Below are 17,086 nucleotides of genomic sequence, written 5' to 3' on the forward strand. Positions count from 1 at the left end.
GGGGCGGCACCTTACCACCTTAACAAGGACGGAACCCAACCCCGGGCTACCGGTTCCGTCCTCACTTGAACCCCCAATTCGGCTGTGTTAGCCCCAACGCCTGCACGACGCTGCGGTCGGTCGCATAGCTCAGCTGGTTAGAGCGCCTGCCTCACATGCAGGAGGTCCGTGGTTCGAGTCCACGTGCGACCACTTCCATCCTTGACCTACTGTTTCGCGACGTTGGCGGCGTGGCGAGCTCGGGAACCTCAGCTGCGGCGGTACCGACCGAGGCATCCATGATTCTCGTGCGACGGGTGCAAACCCGCCTGTCCGGGGGGCAATATCTGTTTCCCAGTTCACGGCCGTCACCTTTGGCGGGCCGACCACGACGAGGTATTCTCGGCCTGCCGATGGAAGCTGACACGCCCCCTTTGGCCGCCGGCGGGCCGGAAAGGCCAAAGCTGGGTGATCGGCTGCGCTGCGACTCCGCTCGGCTCGCCGGTGGTGCGGGCGGCAGCAATTCGTACCACCCGCGGGTTCGATCGTCGTCGGGGAGATCCCGCACCGCAACCCGCATATCCATGCCGGTCACGAGCGTACGCCCGTAGCGCCGTCGAGGGCAATCGCTGCATTCGCTCCGCGCCAAGGCCTGTGGGGGCGCTGCGCTACTACTTCCGAGAATCCTCGCGGCGCGCAGAGATTTCGCAGGCGGTGGAACGCGACCTCCGGGCGCGTTCGGCGGGGCGGCGGAGTGGTGTCCGCCATGCCCCACACCGCCCCGAGCGCGCCCGGAGGTCGCGCTCCACCACGCTCCGGTTGGGTTGCGCTCCTCACCGATCTCTTGGAACGTCGAAGCTCACCAGCCGGCGCCGGACCGGAACGCTGCCGGCTTCGCCGCGCGGCCCCGAGCATGGTGGGTGTCCAACACCAGCCCCCGAGCATGGTGGGTGTCCAACACCAGCCCCCGCCCTTGGTGCGCAGCTCCTGGCGTGCCGTCCCTACGTTCCGTCCGTCCGCGTCCGCGGCCCGAGATCGGATTGCGAGAACTACGCACCACATGCGGTTGACGCCGACGCGGCCGATTCGAACAAGAAACGGTACAGTTCGGAGGTTCGGTTATTGATGGATGTCGTCGGTTACACTGCCGCCCGGCAACAGCTCGCGAAGCTCATGGAATCGGTGGTCGAAGATCGTCGTCCAGTCATCGTGACCCGACGGAAGGCGCCGGCCGTGATCATGCTCGCGCTGGAAGAGTACGAGGCCATGGCCGAGACGCTCCATCTCCTGCGCAGCCCGAAGAACGCGCGGCGCCTGCAGAGGGCCGTGCGCGATGCGAACCGGCGGCGCTTCGTTCGCAATCCGAGCGGATGATCGAGCGCTGAACCGCCGGTGCTGCGCAAGACTACCGCTGGTTTCGCAAGCGAGATCCGAAGACGGCTCAGCGCATCGATAGGATCATCGCGGACGTGAAGCGCCGCCCCGTTTCGGGACTCGGCAAACCCGAGCCCCTGCGGGGCAACCTCAGCGGCTGGTGGTCGCGGAGGATCACCGGCGAGCATCGCCTGGTCTACCGAGTTGTCGGCAAGGGATCGGGACGAGAGCTGCAGATTGCGCAGCGTCGGTATTATTACTGATATTCGCGCCTCGGATCGGTTCCTCCGGGACGTAGGGGTGCGCCGGCGGCGGTCGGATGCGGCGGTTGTCCGAAACGTCTTCGCCTTACGCGGTGTTCTCGACATCGACGTGTTTGCCGTGACTACAGAGCCGCGGGATTAAGCGGTGCCGGGTTGCCGGGCAGCCGGCGGCCGCTCCCTCGTAGACGTCCAACCGCTCGTGGTCCAACTCCATCGCTGCGTGCCCTCAGTCCGTGTACGAGTACGTGTACCGCTTCGCTGAGTACGTGTACGGAGTGGAAGCCGAACGCCGAAGCTCACCAGTCGGCGCCGGACCGGAACGCTGCCCGCTTGGTCGCTCGGCCCCAAGCATGGTGGGTGTCCAACACCAGTCCGGCCCCAGGCTTCTTGGCCCGCGTGGAGGTGCAGCGCTTTCACGGCCTTCTCTCCCGCCTGTTGCGCGGCGAAGCAGACCCACTCGTGACGTCCCGCACGCCGCGAATCCTCGGCCTGTTCGAGGTCGCGCCGTGGCTGCGTCAGCCAGTCGCCACTGAGGTCCGCCATTGCAGCCGCGTTGTATCACGAGGGCGGTCGCGCCGCGATCGAGAGGACGAGCCGCGGGCGGGCCGCGGCGCCGCTGCGGGCGTAGCGGGCCACCCGGCACCCGGCCGTGCGCGACATCCAGGTCCTCGCGCAAACTCTTGACCGACAACGGCGACCCGACGCGCCCGCCGATCCCCATGCCCCGGCGCATACAGCCGTCTGCGGCGGTTGCACGGCCCCGGACGTCCTATACGGTAGGAGCAGACGATAGGAGGAGACGACCGCATGGCAACACTGGCGGCCCTGGCTGGAAGCGCGCGACGGGATTCGTTCAACAAGAAGGCTCTGAACGTCATGGCGCGCGGCGCCCGCGACGCCGGCGCGCAGGTCACCGTGATCGATCTCGCGGACTTCCCGTTGCCGATCTACGACGGCGACTGCGAAGCCGAACTCGGTATCCCCGAACCAGTGGCGCGCCTGCGCCAGATCTTCGCCGACCACGACGGCATCCTGATCGCCGCGCCCGAGTACAACGGCCTGATCACGCCGCTGCTCAAGAACACCTTCGACTGGCTGTCGCGCCCGTACGGCGAGCGCCAGGCGCAGTCCGGCCTGGCGTGCCTCCGCGGCAAGGTTGCCGGCGTGGTTTCCGCCTCGCCGGGCGCATTCGGCGGCATCCGGGCGTTGCCGATCACGCGCCAGTACCTCGCTAATCTCGGTCTGGCGCTCGTCGCCGAGCAGGCCGTCGTCAGCGCCGCCCACACCGCCTTCGACGGGGACGACCTCCGCGACGAAAAACTGCGCGCCGCGGTCATGACCGTCGGCGCCGCGGTCGCCCGGCTGGCGGAGGCCGTGCGCACGCTGCACCGCTGACCTGCCGGACCCGCTTCATAGCAACGCAGGGGCGCCGGGGGAGGATCTCAATTGAGGTTCCCGGAAAACCTCGCCGGCGGGTCGGCTACGTTCCGATCCGCGGGGTAATCCAGGTTACGGGGCGGGCCGATCGACCTCGCGTGGTGGGCGGGCGCGGAAGAGGTGCGCGACCATCGTGACCGCGGCGAGCACGTTGCCGAACAACACGTCCGGCAACGACAGCGCCTCGCGCGGCAACGCGGAGAACGTCATCGCAAAGGCGAGGAACGCGAACCCCAGAATAACGAACAGCAGAATGACCGCGAGCACGACGTTAATGCGATGCTCGAACAGGTCGAGCAACCGCGCCGCCGCGATGCCGATGATGACGAAGACCGAGGCGTGTACGACCGTGAACAGGGCGCTCACGCCGAGCGACGGCGCCAACGAAGAGGTTTCCCCACCCCCGTAGAACAACACCGTCCCGAGCACCGTCGGCGTGTACAGCATGTGCCCCCGACTGAAGTCGAGGTACAGAAACCAGAGCGCTACCGTCAGCGCGCCGACCAGCCCGCTGGCAGCCCCGTGCAGATAGATGGACGCATCCGCGCGGTCCGCCTGTGTTCGCGTGGATTGCGAAGGTAACGATCCAGGTTGAGCACTCATGGCGCCCTCCTCCCCGGCAGCGGCGGCCGGAACCTGACTGACATCACCCTCAGACGCCTCGGAGTCTAATCCTATTCCCGGCGGAAAGCGATGCGCGAATAAGTCGCCCCCCGGAAGAACGCGAGTTGGCAGTCCCACGGGGATGACCCCGGCCTCCGCTTCTCGGGCACGGACCCGAAGATCGGTGCGACCGTGCTCTCTTACGTTCCGACTCGTTGGGAGGCTCTTCAGCGTGCCGGTAGCGTACCCGGCTCGCCCCGCGAGACGACGACTGCCGCGGCGAGGTCGCCCGTGACGTTGACGGTCGTCCGGCACATATCGAGGAATCGATCGACGCCGAGGATCATGCCGATACCCTCCACTGGCACGCCGATGACCCCGAGAATCATTGCCACCACCGGGATCGAGCCCGCCGGCACGCCGGCAGTGCCGATACCGCCGAGTATGCAAACGAACACCACCATCGCCTGCTGCGCCAGAGTGAGGTGGACCCCGTAGAACTGGGCCAGAAACAACACGGTAACCCCCTCGAACAGTGCCGTGCCGTTCTGATTCGCCGTCGAGCCGATGGTCAGGACGAAACGACTCACGTGCGCCGGCAGCCGCAACTCCTTTTCCGCCACCTCCAGTGCCGTCGGCAATGTCGCGTTGCTCGAGGCGGTCGCAAACGCCGTCACCATCGCCGCCCGCACGCCGCGATAGAAGCGCCGCGGCGACATCCCCCCCAGCCACTGCACCGCCGCGGCGTAGACGACGAATTGCTGCACCAGCAGCGCGACGACAACCACTCCGACGTAGGCCCCGAGTTGCCGCAGGACCTCCCAACCCAGACGCGCGGTAAGCGAGAACAGCAGGCATGCCACTCCGAGCGGCGCCAGCCGGATCACCACTTCCAGCAAGCGCATGACCACGTCGAACAACCCCTCGAGCGCGACTTCGAACCGTCGCGCCGAGTCGGTGCGCGTCACCAGCAAACCGACCCCGAGAAACAACGAAAACGTCATGACCGCGAGCATGTCCCCGTCGGCCATTGCCTTGACGACGTTACTCGGCACGAGTTGCACAATGAATCCCACGCCCGACGCGCCCGCCGCCGTCGCCGCCGGCGGCACTGCCGCCGCCCGTTCGCTCAGCTTTTCCCGCAGCGCCGGCGGCAAGCCGTCGCCCGGCCGCACGAGATTGACCAGGGTGACGCCGATCGCCACCGCGATGGCCGATACCGCCACCGTGTAGGCGAGGGTCTTCAATCCGACGCGGCCCAAATGGCGCATGTCGCCAAGTCCGGCAACGCCGAGTGCGAGCGCGGTGATGATCAACGGAATGACCAGCATGAACAGCAGGCGGAGGAAGATCGCGCCGAGCGGCTCGACGATCGTCGCCAGCACCCAGCCTAGCCCCGGCGAGTCTCCGAGAACCGCGTGCGCCAGCACACCCATGCTGGCGCCGATAATCAGGCCCGCAAACATGCGGGCGGGAAGGCTGTGCCGCATCGCGCCGGGAGTATGGCGGTAGCCGCCCACCCCCGCAACGGGAGAGACCCCGATGGGGTCGGCTCGTCGAGCCGGCCGCCGCGCCACGGCCGCCTCAGCTTCGGGCCGGATCCGCCTTTTCCGGGTCGATCCCGAGATCCTCGATAGCTCGGGAGACGGCCGCGGGGGAGAGGTCGCCGCGGCGACTGAGCGCGTACAGCGCGGCGACTGCGATGCTGGCGGCGTCGACCTCGAAGAAGCGACGCAGCGAAGCGCGCTCGTCGCTGCGACCGAATCCGTCAGTGCCCAGCGCAAACAGTCCCGCGGGAACGAACGGCGCCAACTGGTCGGCCACGATCTTCATCGCGTCGCTGGCGGCGACGATCGGGTAAGGCTCTCGCGCGAGTACCTCGGCCAGATACGACTGTCTCGGCTCCGCGAGCGGGTGCAGCATATTCCACCGTTGCACAGCCAGGGCGTCGCGGCGCAACTCGGTCCAGCTCGTGACGCTCCAGACCTCGGCCGCCACCTGGCGCTCCGCCAGTATGCGTTGTGCCTGCCACGCTTCGCGCAGGATGGCGCCGCTGCCGAAGAGGTGAACGCGCGGCCAGTCTGCGGGGGCACCGGACGGCGCGAGTTTGTAGATGCCGCGCAGGATGCCGTCGCGCGCCCCGTCCGGCATTGGCGGATGAACGTACATCTCGTTGGCGACCGTCAGGTAGTAGAACGCGTCCTCCTGCTCCACGGCCAGCCGCCGGATGCCGTCTTCGACGATGACGGCGATTTCGTGGGCGAACGCCGGGTCGTACGCCCGCACCGTCGGCACCGTACTGGCGAGGACGTGGCTGTGCCCGTCCTGATGCTGCAGGCCCTCGCCGGCGAGCGTCGTGCGGCCGCTCGTGGCGCCGATCAGGAAGCCGCGTCCCCGCGCGTCGGCGTTCTGCCAGATCAGGTCGCCGATGCGCTGGAAGCCGAACATCGAGTAAAAGAAGAAGAACGGGATGGTCTGCACCCCGTGCGTGGCGTGGGCGGTACCGGCCGCGGTGAACGACGCCATGGCACCGGCTTCGGAAATGCCTTCCTCGAGCAACTGCCCGTCGGTCGCCTCGCGATAAAAGGCGACGACGTCGGAGTCGACGGGTTCGTAGCGTTGCCCCTTGGAGGAGTAGATCCCGAACTTGCGAAACAACGCGTCCATGCCGAACGTGCGGGCTTCGTCCGGAACGATCGGTACGATACGCGGGCCGATCTCCGGATCGCTCATCAGTTGGCGGAGTAACCGCACCAGCACCATCGTCGTGGCCACTTCGCGCTCGCCGGAGCCGCCGAGGTACTCGGCGAACAGAGCCCCGGGGGGCGGTGCGATCGCGGTGGCGCGCGGCTGTCGGCGCGGCAGCGGACCGCCGAGAACGCGGCGCCGCTCGCGCAGATAGTCGAGTTCTTCGCTGTCGTCGGGCGGCTTGTAGAAGGGAATCTCGTGCAGGTCGGCGTCGCCGATCGGGATGCCGAGGCGGTCGCGGAAGTGGCGCAACTCCTTCTCGTTCAGCTTCTTTTGCTGGTGCGTAACGTTGCGGCCTTCGCCTGCTTCGCCGAGACCGTACCCCTTGATCGTCTTGGCCAGGATTACCGTGGGAGAACCGCGGTGCTCGCAGGCCGCCTTGTAGGCCGCAAAGACCTTCTCCGGGTCGTGCCCGCCGCGGCGCAGCTTGCGCAACTTGGCGTCGGTCAGGTCGGCGACGATCTCCAGCAGGCGCGGATCGGTGCCGAAGAAGTGCTCGCGAATGTACGCTCCCGATTCGACTGTGTACTTCTGGTACTGGCCGTCGTTCACCTCGTTCATCCGCTGGACGAGGACGCCTTCGGCGTCGCGCGCCAGAAGCGGGTCCCAATCGTCGCCCCAGACGACTTTGATGACGTTCCAGCCGCCGCCGCGGAAGATGGCTTCGAGCTCCTGGATGATCTTGCCGTTGCCGCGCACGGGACCGTCGAGCCGCTGCAGGTTGCAGTTGACGACCCATACCAGGTTGTCGAGTTCCTCCCGACTGGCGAGCGTGAGGGCGCCTAGAGCTTCCGGCTCGTCCATTTCGCCGTCGCCGAGGAAAGCCCAGACCCGACCGGTGGGCCCCGACACCAGTCCGCGCGCTTCGAGATAACGGTTGAAGCGGGCCTGATAGATCGACGAGATCGGCGCCAGACCCATCGAGACGGTGGGGAACTGCCAGAAGTCGGGCATCAACCAGGGGTGCGGGTACGAAGCCAGCCCACCGCCGGGGGCGAGTTCGCGGCGGAAGTTGAGGAGTTGCCGCTCGGTGAGGCGGCCCTCGATAAAGGCGCGCGCATATATGCCGGGGGAGGCGTGGCCCTGGAAGTACACCTGATCTCCGGAGCGGCCCTCCTCCGCGGCGCGGAAGAAGTGGTTGAAGCCGACTTCGAACAGTGTCGCCACCGAGGCGTACGTAGAGATGTGGCCGCCGATACCTGCGGAACGCTTGTTTGCGTGGACCACCATGGCCATGGCGTTCCACCGAATGACGTTCTTGATGCGGCGTTCGATTTCGCGCTCGCCGGGAAACGGTGGCTGGAGCTCCACCGGGATGGTGTTGACGTAGGGTGTGTTGAGGACGGCCGGCAGTGCCAGACCCAGCTCCTGGGCGCGGGCGACGAGGCGACCGACAAGCCGCTGGCCCTGGGTGCGCCCGTCGCTGCTGACGAGTCGATCGAAGGCAGCCACCCACGCATCGAGGCCGGCGGCCTCGGAATCGGCGATATTATGCATGTGACAATTCTACGCTGCGCCGAGAGCGTAGCAACGGAAGCGGCAGCGCCGGCCGATGTTTAGTCCGCGCATCTCCTGCCGTTTCCTTCCTCGGCGCGGGCTACCGCCCGCAACCCAAAGCGAACAACCAGCCCGTTCGCCCGTGCCGAACCTGTCCCTCGATTCGCCGCCTGAGCCCTTCGATACGCCGATTGAGAAGACATCGGCTACTCAGGGCGATCGGGTCATCGAGAAGGCGCTACTTGGGACGAACGGCGGGGCACAGCCGCTCCATGGCCTGAAGATTTCTTCGCGCCGTGCGCGCAAACACGGAATTCGTAAATCAGCCCAGCGAGTGGCCGCCGTCGACGTACAGGGCGGTACCGGTGACGTAGCTCGTGGCATCGGAGGCGAGGAAGATCGCCGCCGCGGCGAGCTCGGCCGGATCCCCGAGGCGGCCGATCGGTAGCTCCGCGACGAAACGCCGGCCGCGTTCGGAGGCGAAGAACTCGGCGTTCATGTCGGTGAGGAAGTAGCCGGGACAGAGGGCGTTCACCTGGACGTTGTGACGGATCCATTCGAGGGCGAGCGTGCGGGTGAACTGCACCAGCGCGGCCTTGCTGGCGGCATAGGCAGCCATGTAGCGGGCGACTCGCGTGGCCATGACCGAGGCGACGTTAATGACCTTGCCGCTGCACCGCTCGATCATGTGCGGACCGACATGTTTGCAGCACAGCATGGGTCCGCGGACGTTGATGTCCATGATCCAGTCCCACCGGCTCGTGTCCATATCGACAACCGCGCCGGTCTCGCCGACACCGGCGTTGTTGACCAGGATGTCGATCTGTCCGCACCGGCCGAGCACCTCGGCGACCATGTCCTGGATGCTGGCCTCGTCGGTAACGTCGGCGCTGACCGCAATCGCCCGCGCTCCGCCGGCGGCAAGCGAGTCGGCGACGGCTTCGAGGTCGGCCCTGGTGCGGCTGACCAGGGCGACGGTCGCACCGGCTTGCGCCAGCGCTTCGGCGATCGTGCGGCCCAATCCCTTACTCGCCCCGGTGATCAGCGCGACGCGCCCGGTCAGATCGTGCCACTTCGGTGTCGTCATGGGGCGAAGATAGTCGACGCCCCTGCCCCCGCTGTCAATCGGAGAGTGGGAAACGAAGGTGACGGGTAGGTCGTGCAACTGCGTGTGGCTAACAAAGCCGCTTGCGCGACGACAAGAGTGCGCATGCCGGAGGGCCGAGGTGGGAGTGTCTGGCGTCGGGCGCCGGATCTGGCGTCCGAGCGACTCGGCTTGGGCTCGCGGGCCCTCTTACTCCGGCATACGCACATGCTCCGGCACGACGTCGAACCACGTCCGGTCGGGCTGGCAGGAGCGCTTCCGTATACGTATGTGCCGCTGCCGCCGGTTGGCGGTGACCTTACGCGGCGGCCACGTCCCGTGGGTCGGCGGCCAGCAAGGCGCCGAGCAGCGGGGCAATCCGATCGAGTTGCTGCCGAACCGCCTGACAGGCCGGACCGGCATCGGCAAGTGCACCCGCGCGGGCCAGGCTTTCCAGCGTCGCGGCCGAGGCGGCGACCTGACTGGCGCCGATTGCGCCCGCGGAGCCCTTGAGCGAATGGGCTTGCAGGCAGAGGTCGCCGGCGTCGTTACGATCGAGGGCGGCCTGCAGGGCGGTCAGGCGTTCCCGATAATCGGTCAGGAACAGGTCGATGATCTCCCGCATGAGATCGGGGTCCTCGTCGAAGCGGGCCTTGATGTCGGCCGCGTCGACTACGGCGGTTTCCGGATACGTGCTGGTAGTGTGCATGGTGCTCCCTCGTGCCCGTTTGTTTCAGGCGGATAGTCTGAGCGGCGCGACGTTACTGATCCGCGCCACGGGTGGTTGCCCGGCGGGCTGATCGCTGGGCAGGACGGCCCCGTAGGTTCGTTCGAGCAGACGCCGCACGCGCGCGAGCAGTTCGGCCCGGGCGAACGGCTTGGCGATATAGTCGTCGGTGCCGGAATGGAAACCACGCGCGCGACTGCCCGCATCGTCGAGCGCGGTCAACATGAGAATGGGCGTGAACGCCGTGCGGACGTTGCGGCGCAGGCGCTCGCAAACGTCGAACCCGTCCATTCCCGGCATCATCACATCGAGCAAGATGAGATCGGGTACGGTTTCCTCGGCGAGCTGCAGGGCCTCGGTGCCATCGGCCGCCGTGGTCACGGTGATCGGAATGCCGCCGTGCTCGAGTGTATGGCTCACCAAACGACGCATGTCCGGTTGGTCGTCCACCACGAGGGCATGGAAGACCCGGGTCGCAGGCGCTTCGGAGATGGCCGCCACCGGCGCCGCGGGAGGAACGGGTGCCGCCGGGCGGGCAGCGATTGCGGCGACGGGGGCAGGTTTCTTGGCGGCGTTTCCGCAGTACGGGCAAACCAGCCACTCGCTCTGGAGTTGCAGTCCGCAGCTTCCGCAGTTGTTGCGTAAGGCCGTCGCGCAGTGCGGACAGACCGCGAAGTTCTCTTCGACCTGGCGGTTGCAGCCCGGGCAGTAGGTGGCTTCCGATTCGATATCGACCACGCGCAGGATCTCTTCGACCGTCGTGACGCCGGCCAGCGCTTTCTCGACGGCATGGTCGGCGAGCGTCTTGAGACCCTCTTCGCGCGCCGTGGCGCGCAGCGACGCTTCCGGTGCCCGGGTCTCGATCAGCGCCGCGACCTTGCGCGTTATCGGCATGACCTCCAGCACGGCGGTGCGGCCCAGGTAACCGGATTTGTGGCACGCCGGGCAGCCCTTGCCGTGCATGAATCGCTGGGTCGTGTCGGTGAGGTGCAATGCCGCCAAAGCCGTCGCTTCGGGTTCGTAGGGCACCGCACACTTCGGGCAGATCTTTCTGACCAGGCGCTGCGCGAGAATCAGGTGCAAGGACGACGCGAGCATGTAGGGTTCGATGCCGAGGTCGAGCAGACGACTGATCGTTGCGGCCGTATCGTTGGTGTGCAGCGTGCTGAGCACGAGGTGACCGGTCTGCGACGCCCGCAGCGCGATCTCGGCGGTTTCGTTGTCGCGGATCTCGCCGACCAGAATGACATCGGGGTCCTGGCGCAGAATCGATCGCAGGGTGCCGGCGAACGTCAGTCCCTGGCGTTCGTTGACCTCAACCTGGTTAACGCCGCGCAACTGGTACTCGATGGGGTTTTCGATGGTGACGATGTTGCGCTTGGGCGAGACGATCTCGGCGAGCATCGCATAGAGGGTCGTGGTCTTGCCGCTTCCGGTGGGGCCGGTCACCAGCACCATGCCTTCGGGACGGCTGATGGCGTGCCTGATCAGCGAGCAGTCGCGCTCGGACAGGTTGAGGCGTTCCAGACCGTCGGGGGCGTTGGTCGGATCGAGAACGCGCATGGTGACCTTTTCGCCGAATTGGGTCGGCAGACTGGAGAGCCGCAGATCGATGAGCGATTCGCGATAGCGGAGATTGATTCGGCCGTCCTGCGGCACGCGCCGCTCCGTGATGTCGAGCTTGGCGAGAACTTTACAACGGGCGACCAGCGGGTCCTGCACCCACTTCGGCAGCCGGAACGCCTCCTGCAAGACGCCGTCGACGCGGTAACGAACGCGGACTTCGGACATGCTGGGCTCGATGTGCACGTCGCTGGCCCCGCCGCGTATGCCTTCGAGTAAGATGACATTGAGGAGTTTGACCACCGGCGGCAGGGCGCTTTCGCGCATGAGTCCCTTGAGGTCGAGGCCCTCATCGGTGATTTCGGCGACTGGAACCTCGCCTTCCTCGGGGATGCCGTCGAGGTAGGTGTTGAGGGAATCGTCCAGATGGTAGGCATGCTGCAGGGCGTCCCGCACGGCGGTCGGCGTTGCGACCTCGACAAAGACGCGGCGGCCGGTGGCGAATTCGATGTTGCGGCGCAGGTCACGATTGAGCGGGTTGGCCATCGCCACGACGATGCCCCCGTCGAAGGCGCGTAGCGGCACCACTCCCTGGCTGGCAAGCTCCTCCTTGACGAGGCTGGTTACCGTCCCGCTGAGGGCCTGAGTCGGCAGGTTGACGAAAGGCATTCGGAGCTGATCGGCAATGGTCCGAGCCACCTCCTCTTCCGACCGGCCCGCCCTGGCGACGACCCACTCGATGGCTGCTTCCTTACCCTCGGCAAGGTCTGCCTGCGCCTCCTGCACCTGATCCGCGGTGAGGGTGCCGGCCTGACCGAGCAGCTTGATGAGTGCGTGCTCCTGATTGGTTTGTGATTGCATGACGCTGTCCACTCCCGTGTCCGTATGCCGCAAGCTGCATGCCATCAGCCACGCAGGTGGCGGTGATAGATGAATGGCAAGCCCGTCCGCCCGCCGTGTCAGCTCTTCGCCGGGAAGTGGTCGAAATGACACGGCGGTGACGACTTCCTTCGTGAATTTGCGCGGTTAGCTGCTGTGGCAGGTGCTGGGGCGAATGCGCGAAAAGAGCCGGGTGGGCGAAAAGGACCAGGCCATGGGCGGTCGACAATCGGCCCCGAGTCGGGCACACCAACGCCGTGCGGGCCCGTACAGGTCGAAATCTCGGTTGCTGGTGTCTCGCGCGTTTGACGCTCGCGCTTCTTGTAGCCGCCGGCTCGACGATTCCGCGAACCGCGCCGGCGGCAGCGCCCTCGGCGCCGGCCTGCGTCGGTGACAGCGAACCTCTCTGTGCCTGGCCGGAAGCCGCGGGTTGGGACGAGTCGCCGAACGAAGCGATCGTCGCGCGGGCGCGCGTGGCATCGCCGGGTGCGTATCCGCGTTACTGGACGGGTCGACAGACCTACTGGACCGTCGTCGGTGTGCCCGAGGACGACAAGGAGGGGCTGTTCAATGACGACGGGATGCTCGAAGTCGACACCGGCGCGTTCTCGATCGAGCCGTTCCTGTTCGCGGACGGCCGGCTGATCACGTGGGCGCAGGCGAACACGGCGCAGCGCCTTGAGGACGGCGAACTGCCCATCCCGACGGTCACGTGGTATGCGGGCGCACTGCGCCTCGCCGTTACCGTGTTTGCCGACGGTGCGCCCGGGGCGTCGTCCATCGTCGCGATCTATCGGGTCGCCAACGCCGGGAGCCGCACCGCCGATGTCGATCTATTCGTCGCCGTGCGGCCGTTTCAGGTTCTGCCGCCTTGGCAGGCGCTTAACATGGTCGGTGGCGCCACTGCCATTCACGAGCTCGCTTGTGCCGGCGGCCGCGTGCTTGTCGACGGGGTGCCGCGTCTGCTGACGCTCACCGCGGCGCACGCGTGCGGTGTGACCGGCGGCGGCGAAGGAACGATCGCCGACTTCCTCGCCGACGGACGGCTGCCGGTGCGGACCCGGGTCATGGATCCGGCCGGCAGCGCTTCCGGCGCCCTCCACTACAAGCTGCGCGTCGCCGCGGGAGCCGTCTCCGAAGTCGCGATCGAGGTGCCGCTGCACGGTCAGGAGGGGTCGCTCGAGGCGCCGCCGCGGGCCGCGGTCCTCACCCGCCTCGCGGCCGCAGTCGGGTTCTGGCGCGCTCTTCTGCACCGGGTCGACATCCGCGTGCCCGCGCCGGCGTTGCCGCTGATAAGGACCCTGCGTAGCAACATCGCCTACATTCTCATCAACGCCGACGGTCCGGCGATTCAGCCGGGCTCGCGGACGTATGCCCGTTCGTGGATTCGCGATGGCGCGATGACGTCGGCGGCACTGCTCGAGATGGGTTTTCCGGGCCCGGTGCGGAACTTCATTCGCTGGTACGCGACTTATCAGCTCGAGGACGGGCGGATCCCCTGTTGCGTGGACCGCCGGGGTGCCGACCCCACTCCCGAATACGACAGCAACGGGGAGTTCATTTACGCGGTAGCGGAGTACTACCGGTACACCCAAGATGCGGCGTTGGTTGACTCGATGTGGCCGGCGGTTGTCCGGGCGGCGGCCTCGATCGATGAGCTGCGCCAACGCCGCCGCAGCGACGCTTACCGGGGCCCGGAGCGCCGAGCGTATTTCGGGCTGATGCCGGAATCGATCAGTCATGAAGGCTACGCGCGGCGCCCGGTGCATTCGTATTGGGACGATTTCTTCGCCCTGCGCGGTCTTGTCGACGCTGCGCGATTGGCGTCCGTCGTCGGCGACGCGGCACGGGCTGCCCAATTCCGGGTGTGGCGCGACGAGTTCCGGGGCGACGTTTACGCGTCGATCGAGCGCACCATGCAGGAGCGCAAGCTCGAATACATACCGGCGTCGGTCGAGCTGGGCGATTTCGACCCGAGCTCGACCGCAATTGCGGTAACTCCGGGAGGTGAGCTCGGGTATCTGCCGGACGCCGCTCTGCGGCGGACGTTTGCGCAGTACGCAGAGATCTTTTCCCGCCGGCGCGTGGCTTCCGATTGGGAGGCGTACACGCCGTACGAACTCCGCAACGTGGGCGTGTTCGTCAGGCTTGGCGAAACCGATCAGGCCTGGGCGCTGTTGGAGAGCGTGCTTGCGGACCGCCGCCCGCCCGGGTGGAACCAATGGCCGGAGATCCTATGGCGCGATCCGACCGCGCCGCAGTTCGTCGGCGACATGCCGCACACGTGGATCGGTTCGACTTACGTGCAGGCCGTCCGCAGTCTGTTTGCCTACGAACGCGAAGCCGATGAAGCGCTGGTGCTCGCAGCCGGCGTGCGGCCGGAGTGGGTCGACGCCCCGGGCGGGACGGGTGTGAGCCAATTGCCCACCTACTACGGTTCCCTCGACTACACGATGCAACGCGAAACGCCGGCGAGGTTACGGGTGCGGGTGGGCGGCAACCTGAAGGTGCCTCCGGGCGGTATTGTCCTGGCGGGACCGAGGCCGGAATTGCCGGTTGCGGTTACGGTCAACGGGCGGCGCACGGAAATCGGGGAGCGAACGGCGATCTCCATTACGGAGCTTCCCGCCGATGTCGTGATCGAGTAGGGGCAGGTGACGACGTTGTCCGTACCGCGATTCATAGCGTTGACACAACGGCGGTCGTGCGGTACCCGGCGTATCCGGTTGCGAGCCGTGCGGGCGTGACCGCACGGCTCGCGGTCTGAGCATGCCATCCAAGTACGTTTGCATCGACGGCATTGCCGTCAATTACGTATACACCGGCCGCACGACGCTGCCCGCGGTGGCGCCGGCATTCGCGACCGGCGAAGTCGTGCTCTTTGTCCACGGCGCGGGCTGGAACGCCCAGATCTGGCGCGACCAACTGGATGCGCTGGCGGCGGCGCACAGTCCGGTGGCGGTGGACCTGCCGGGGCATGGGCGATCGGGTGGGACCGAGAGCCTGGGCAGCGTCGCGGCGTACGCGGCGTGTCTGGCCAACTTCGTGCGGGCGCTGAGCCTGCGGCCATGCGTGGTTGTCGGTCACGACCTCGGCGCTGCCGCGGCGCTGGCCTATGCGGCGGCCGAGCCGGCACGGGTGCGTGGGTTGGTTCTCGTCGGCGCGGGGGCGCGCATGGCGGTGGCTGCGGAAACGATGGACACCTGGAAGCGGGTAACGCAGGGCCGCCAGCCGCAGCCGTTCGCGCCGGACATCTTCGCGCCCGGCACGGACATGGCGATCATGCGCAGCGTGTGGAGCGAACAGGTGAAGACGGACCCGCGGGTGCGCTACGGCGACCTCCGTGCGCTCGACGCCTTTGACGCCGCAGCGCTGGTGGGAACGATCCGGGTGCCGACCCTGGTGGCGGTTGGCAATGCCGACGCGATGCTGCCGGTCGAGGGCGCCCGGGATCTGCAAGAGAGGATTGCCGGGGCGAGGTTGGAAGTTATCGACGGGGCGGGACACATGGTCGCGAACGAGCAACCGGTGGCGTTTGCGGAAACGCTCCTGCGGTTTCTGGGACAGACGAGCCGACCGTGATCCGGAAGTCGACTGTGCTACCCAGACGCGGAGACACCGAGCGGATGCGGAACCGACGGATCGACGAGCGTGAAGCGGCGCGGACCCGCAGCCTGAGCTTGCCGGCGAAGTCTCGCGGCGCTCGCCGGGCGGCTATCTCCGTGCCCCGGTTCGGCGGCGGTCTGGTCTTCGTTTCCGCACGGAGGTAGCCGATGGGGTTCGGGCGGCAGGTGGTCATCGCCGGCGTTTACGAGCACCCGACGCGGTGGGCGCCGGAGAAGACGCAGTATCGGATCCATGCCGAGAGTGCGCGTGGCGCCCTGGCCGACGCGGGTCTCGGTATCGGCGACGTCGACGGGTACTTCACGTCGGGTGTCAGTCAGATGGGTATTCTGTCGCTGGCCGACTACCTGAACCTGCAGCCGCGATTCCTCGACTCGACCTCGATCGGCGGGTCTTCGTTCGTCGCCCACGTGACGCACGCGGCGGCAGCGATCGGCGCGGGCTTGTGCGAGGTGGCGCTGATCACCTACGGGAGCACGGCGGCCTCGGAGCGCTTCGCGGTCGGTACCGGCGGTGGGTTCGGCGGCGACCCGCCGGATCAGTTCGAAGCCGCGTACGGGCCGACGGTCGTGGGTGCGTACGCGCTGGCGGCGCAGCGGCACATGCACGCCTACGGAACGACCTCGGAGCAACTGGCGCAGGTGGCGGTGACCACGCGGCGGCACGCCGGGCTCAATCCGGCGGCGAAGTTCCGCGACCCGATCGCCGTCGACGACGTGCTGGCGTCGCGGATCGTGTCGGCGCCGTTGCACTTGCTCGATTGCTGCATCATCAGCGACGGCGGTGGAGCGATCGTCGTAACTACGGCGGAGCGCGCCCGCGACCTGCGGCGACCGCCGGTGTACGTTCTTGGCGGCGCGGAGGCATGCTGCCACACGGGCGCCGGGCACCGCGATCTCACCGACATGGCGGCCAGCCAGTCGGGTCCGCGCGCCATGTCGATGGCGGGAGTTGGGCACGCCACCGTCGACATGTGCATGATCTACGACTCGTTCACGATTACCGTGGTTATGACACTCGAAGCGCTGGGGTTCTGCGGCCGCGGCGAGGGGGGCGCGTTCGTGTCGGAGGGGCGGATCGGTCTCGGCGGGGCCTTGCCGATCAATACGGACGGCGGAGGGCTGTCGTCGAACCACCCGGGAATGCGCGGTATTTTCCTGGTGATCGAAGCGGTGAAACAGTTGCGCGGCGAGTGCGGTGTGCGCCAGGTGCCCGACTGCCGGATCGCGTTGTGTCACGGAACCGGCGGGACGCTCGGATTGCGGCACAGCGGCGCCACGCTGGTGCTGGGACGGGGGTGAGATCTCG

At 67.3% G+C, this 17,086-nt stretch carries 11 protein-coding genes, 1 tRNA gene and 2 pseudogenes; 7 read left to right on the forward strand and 7 right to left on the reverse strand.

The genetic code is table 11. The annotated features are described in order from the left end of the window. Nucleotides 1–118: 118 nt before the first annotated feature. From L6Q96_04465 to L6Q96_04475, 3 genes and pseudogenes are all read left to right on the forward strand, one after another. Nucleotides 119–192, forward strand: a tRNA-Val gene (locus L6Q96_04465). Nucleotides 193–1,104: 912 nt separating this feature from the next. Then, nucleotides 1,105–1,353 (forward strand): type II toxin-antitoxin system prevent-host-death family antitoxin, encoded by a 249-nt coding sequence (locus L6Q96_04470; GenBank protein MCK6553826.1) that lies wholly within the window; start codon nucleotides 1,105–1,107, stop codon nucleotides 1,351–1,353. A gap of 29 nt (nucleotides 1,354–1,382) precedes the next feature. Then, nucleotides 1,383–1,616: pseudogene (locus L6Q96_04475) on the forward strand (Txe/YoeB family addiction module toxin). Nucleotides 1,617–1,991: 375 nt separating this feature from the next. Here L6Q96_04475 and L6Q96_04480 read toward each other — a convergent pair. Continuing rightward, nucleotides 1,992–2,159, reverse strand: a pseudogene (locus tag L6Q96_04480) (HEPN domain-containing protein). Nucleotides 2,160–2,423: 264 nt separating this feature from the next. Between L6Q96_04480 and L6Q96_04485 the strand changes: the two are divergent. Beyond that, entirely contained in the window at nucleotides 2,424–3,011 is a 588-nt protein-coding gene (locus tag L6Q96_04485; GenBank protein MCK6553827.1) for an NAD(P)H-dependent oxidoreductase, read from the forward strand. A gap of 114 nt (nucleotides 3,012–3,125) precedes the next feature. Here L6Q96_04485 and L6Q96_04490 read toward each other — a convergent pair whose 3' ends face one another. The 6 genes from L6Q96_04490 to tadA form a co-directional block, all read right to left on the reverse strand. Further along, the gene (locus L6Q96_04490; protein ID MCK6553828.1) at nucleotides 3,126–3,656 is read right to left on the reverse strand and encodes a hypothetical protein; all 531 of its coding nucleotides are present in this window, start codon (nucleotides 3,654–3,656) and stop codon (nucleotides 3,126–3,128) included. A gap of 227 nt (nucleotides 3,657–3,883) precedes the next feature. Next, the gene (locus L6Q96_04495) at nucleotides 3,884–5,146 is read right to left on the reverse strand and encodes a dicarboxylate/amino acid:cation symporter (protein MCK6553829.1); all 1,263 of its coding nucleotides are present in this window, start codon (nucleotides 5,144–5,146) and stop codon (nucleotides 3,884–3,886) included. A gap of 94 nt (nucleotides 5,147–5,240) precedes the next feature. Then, a complete protein-coding gene (gene aceE, locus L6Q96_04500) occupies nucleotides 5,241–7,901 on the reverse strand; it encodes a pyruvate dehydrogenase (acetyl-transferring), homodimeric type (GenBank protein ID MCK6553830.1) in 2,661 nt (886 codons plus the stop codon). 322 nt (nucleotides 7,902–8,223) lie between these two features. Continuing rightward, a complete protein-coding gene (locus L6Q96_04505; GenBank protein MCK6553831.1) occupies nucleotides 8,224–8,988 on the reverse strand; it encodes a glucose 1-dehydrogenase in 765 nt (254 codons plus the stop codon). Between the two features lie 316 nt (nucleotides 8,989–9,304). Next, nucleotides 9,305–9,694 carry an Hpt domain-containing protein gene (locus L6Q96_04510; GenBank protein MCK6553832.1) on the reverse strand — a complete coding sequence of 130 codons (390 nt, stop codon included), beginning with the start codon at nucleotides 9,692–9,694 and terminating at the stop codon, nucleotides 9,305–9,307. Between the two features lie 24 nt (nucleotides 9,695–9,718). Continuing rightward, nucleotides 9,719–12,136 carry a Flp pilus assembly complex ATPase component TadA gene (tadA, locus tag L6Q96_04515; protein ID MCK6553833.1) on the reverse strand — a complete coding sequence of 806 codons (2,418 nt, stop codon included), beginning with the start codon at nucleotides 12,134–12,136 and terminating at the stop codon, nucleotides 9,719–9,721. 323 nt (nucleotides 12,137–12,459) lie between these two features. On the opposite strand from tadA, the gene L6Q96_04520 reads away from it, so the two are divergent. From L6Q96_04520 to L6Q96_04530, 3 genes are all read left to right on the forward strand, one after another. Next, nucleotides 12,460–14,802: a hypothetical protein gene (locus L6Q96_04520; GenBank protein ID MCK6553834.1), complete on the forward strand. Its 2,343-nt coding sequence runs from the start codon at nucleotides 12,460–12,462 to the stop codon at nucleotides 14,800–14,802. A 121-nt stretch (nucleotides 14,803–14,923) separates the two neighbouring features. After that, nucleotides 14,924–15,736, forward strand: coding sequence for an alpha/beta hydrolase (locus L6Q96_04525; protein MCK6553835.1), 813 nt, complete (start codon nucleotides 14,924–14,926; stop codon nucleotides 15,734–15,736). 191 nt (nucleotides 15,737–15,927) lie between these two features. Then, nucleotides 15,928–17,079 (forward strand): acetyl-CoA acetyltransferase, encoded by a 1,152-nt coding sequence (locus L6Q96_04530; protein ID MCK6553836.1) that lies wholly within the window; start codon nucleotides 15,928–15,930, stop codon nucleotides 17,077–17,079. Nucleotides 17,080–17,086 lie beyond the last annotated feature (7 nt).

It is taken from the genome of Candidatus Binatia bacterium (assembly GCA_023150935.1).
Lineage (GTDB): Bacteria > Desulfobacterota > Binatia > HRBIN30 > HRBIN30 > JAKLJW01.

Coding starts and splice junctions, on each gene's coding strand:
- L6Q96_04530 (MCK6553836.1), top strand. CDS start 15,928: ATGGGGTTCGGGCGGCAGGTGGTCATCGCCGGCGTTTACGAGCACCCG.
- L6Q96_04470 (MCK6553826.1), top strand. CDS start 1,105: ATGGATGTCGTCGGTTACACTGCCGCCCGGCAACAGCTCGCGAAGCTC.
- L6Q96_04495 (MCK6553829.1), bottom strand. CDS start 5,146: ATGCGGCACAGCCTTCCCGCCCGCATGTTTGCGGGCCTGATTATCGGC.
- L6Q96_04485 (MCK6553827.1), top strand. CDS start 2,424: ATGGCAACACTGGCGGCCCTGGCTGGAAGCGCGCGACGGGATTCGTTC.
- L6Q96_04525 (MCK6553835.1), top strand. CDS start 14,924: ATGCCATCCAAGTACGTTTGCATCGACGGCATTGCCGTCAATTACGTA.
- L6Q96_04505 (MCK6553831.1), bottom strand. CDS start 8,988: ATGACGACACCGAAGTGGCACGATCTGACCGGGCGCGTCGCGCTGATC.
- L6Q96_04510 (MCK6553832.1), bottom strand. CDS start 9,694: ATGCACACTACCAGCACGTATCCGGAAACCGCCGTAGTCGACGCGGCC.
- aceE (MCK6553830.1), bottom strand. CDS start 7,901: ATGCATAATATCGCCGATTCCGAGGCCGCCGGCCTCGATGCGTGGGTG.
- L6Q96_04490 (MCK6553828.1), bottom strand. CDS start 3,656: ATGAGTGCTCAACCTGGATCGTTACCTTCGCAATCCACGCGAACACAG.
- tadA (MCK6553833.1), bottom strand. CDS start 12,136: ATGCAATCACAAACCAATCAGGAGCACGCACTCATCAAGCTGCTCGGT.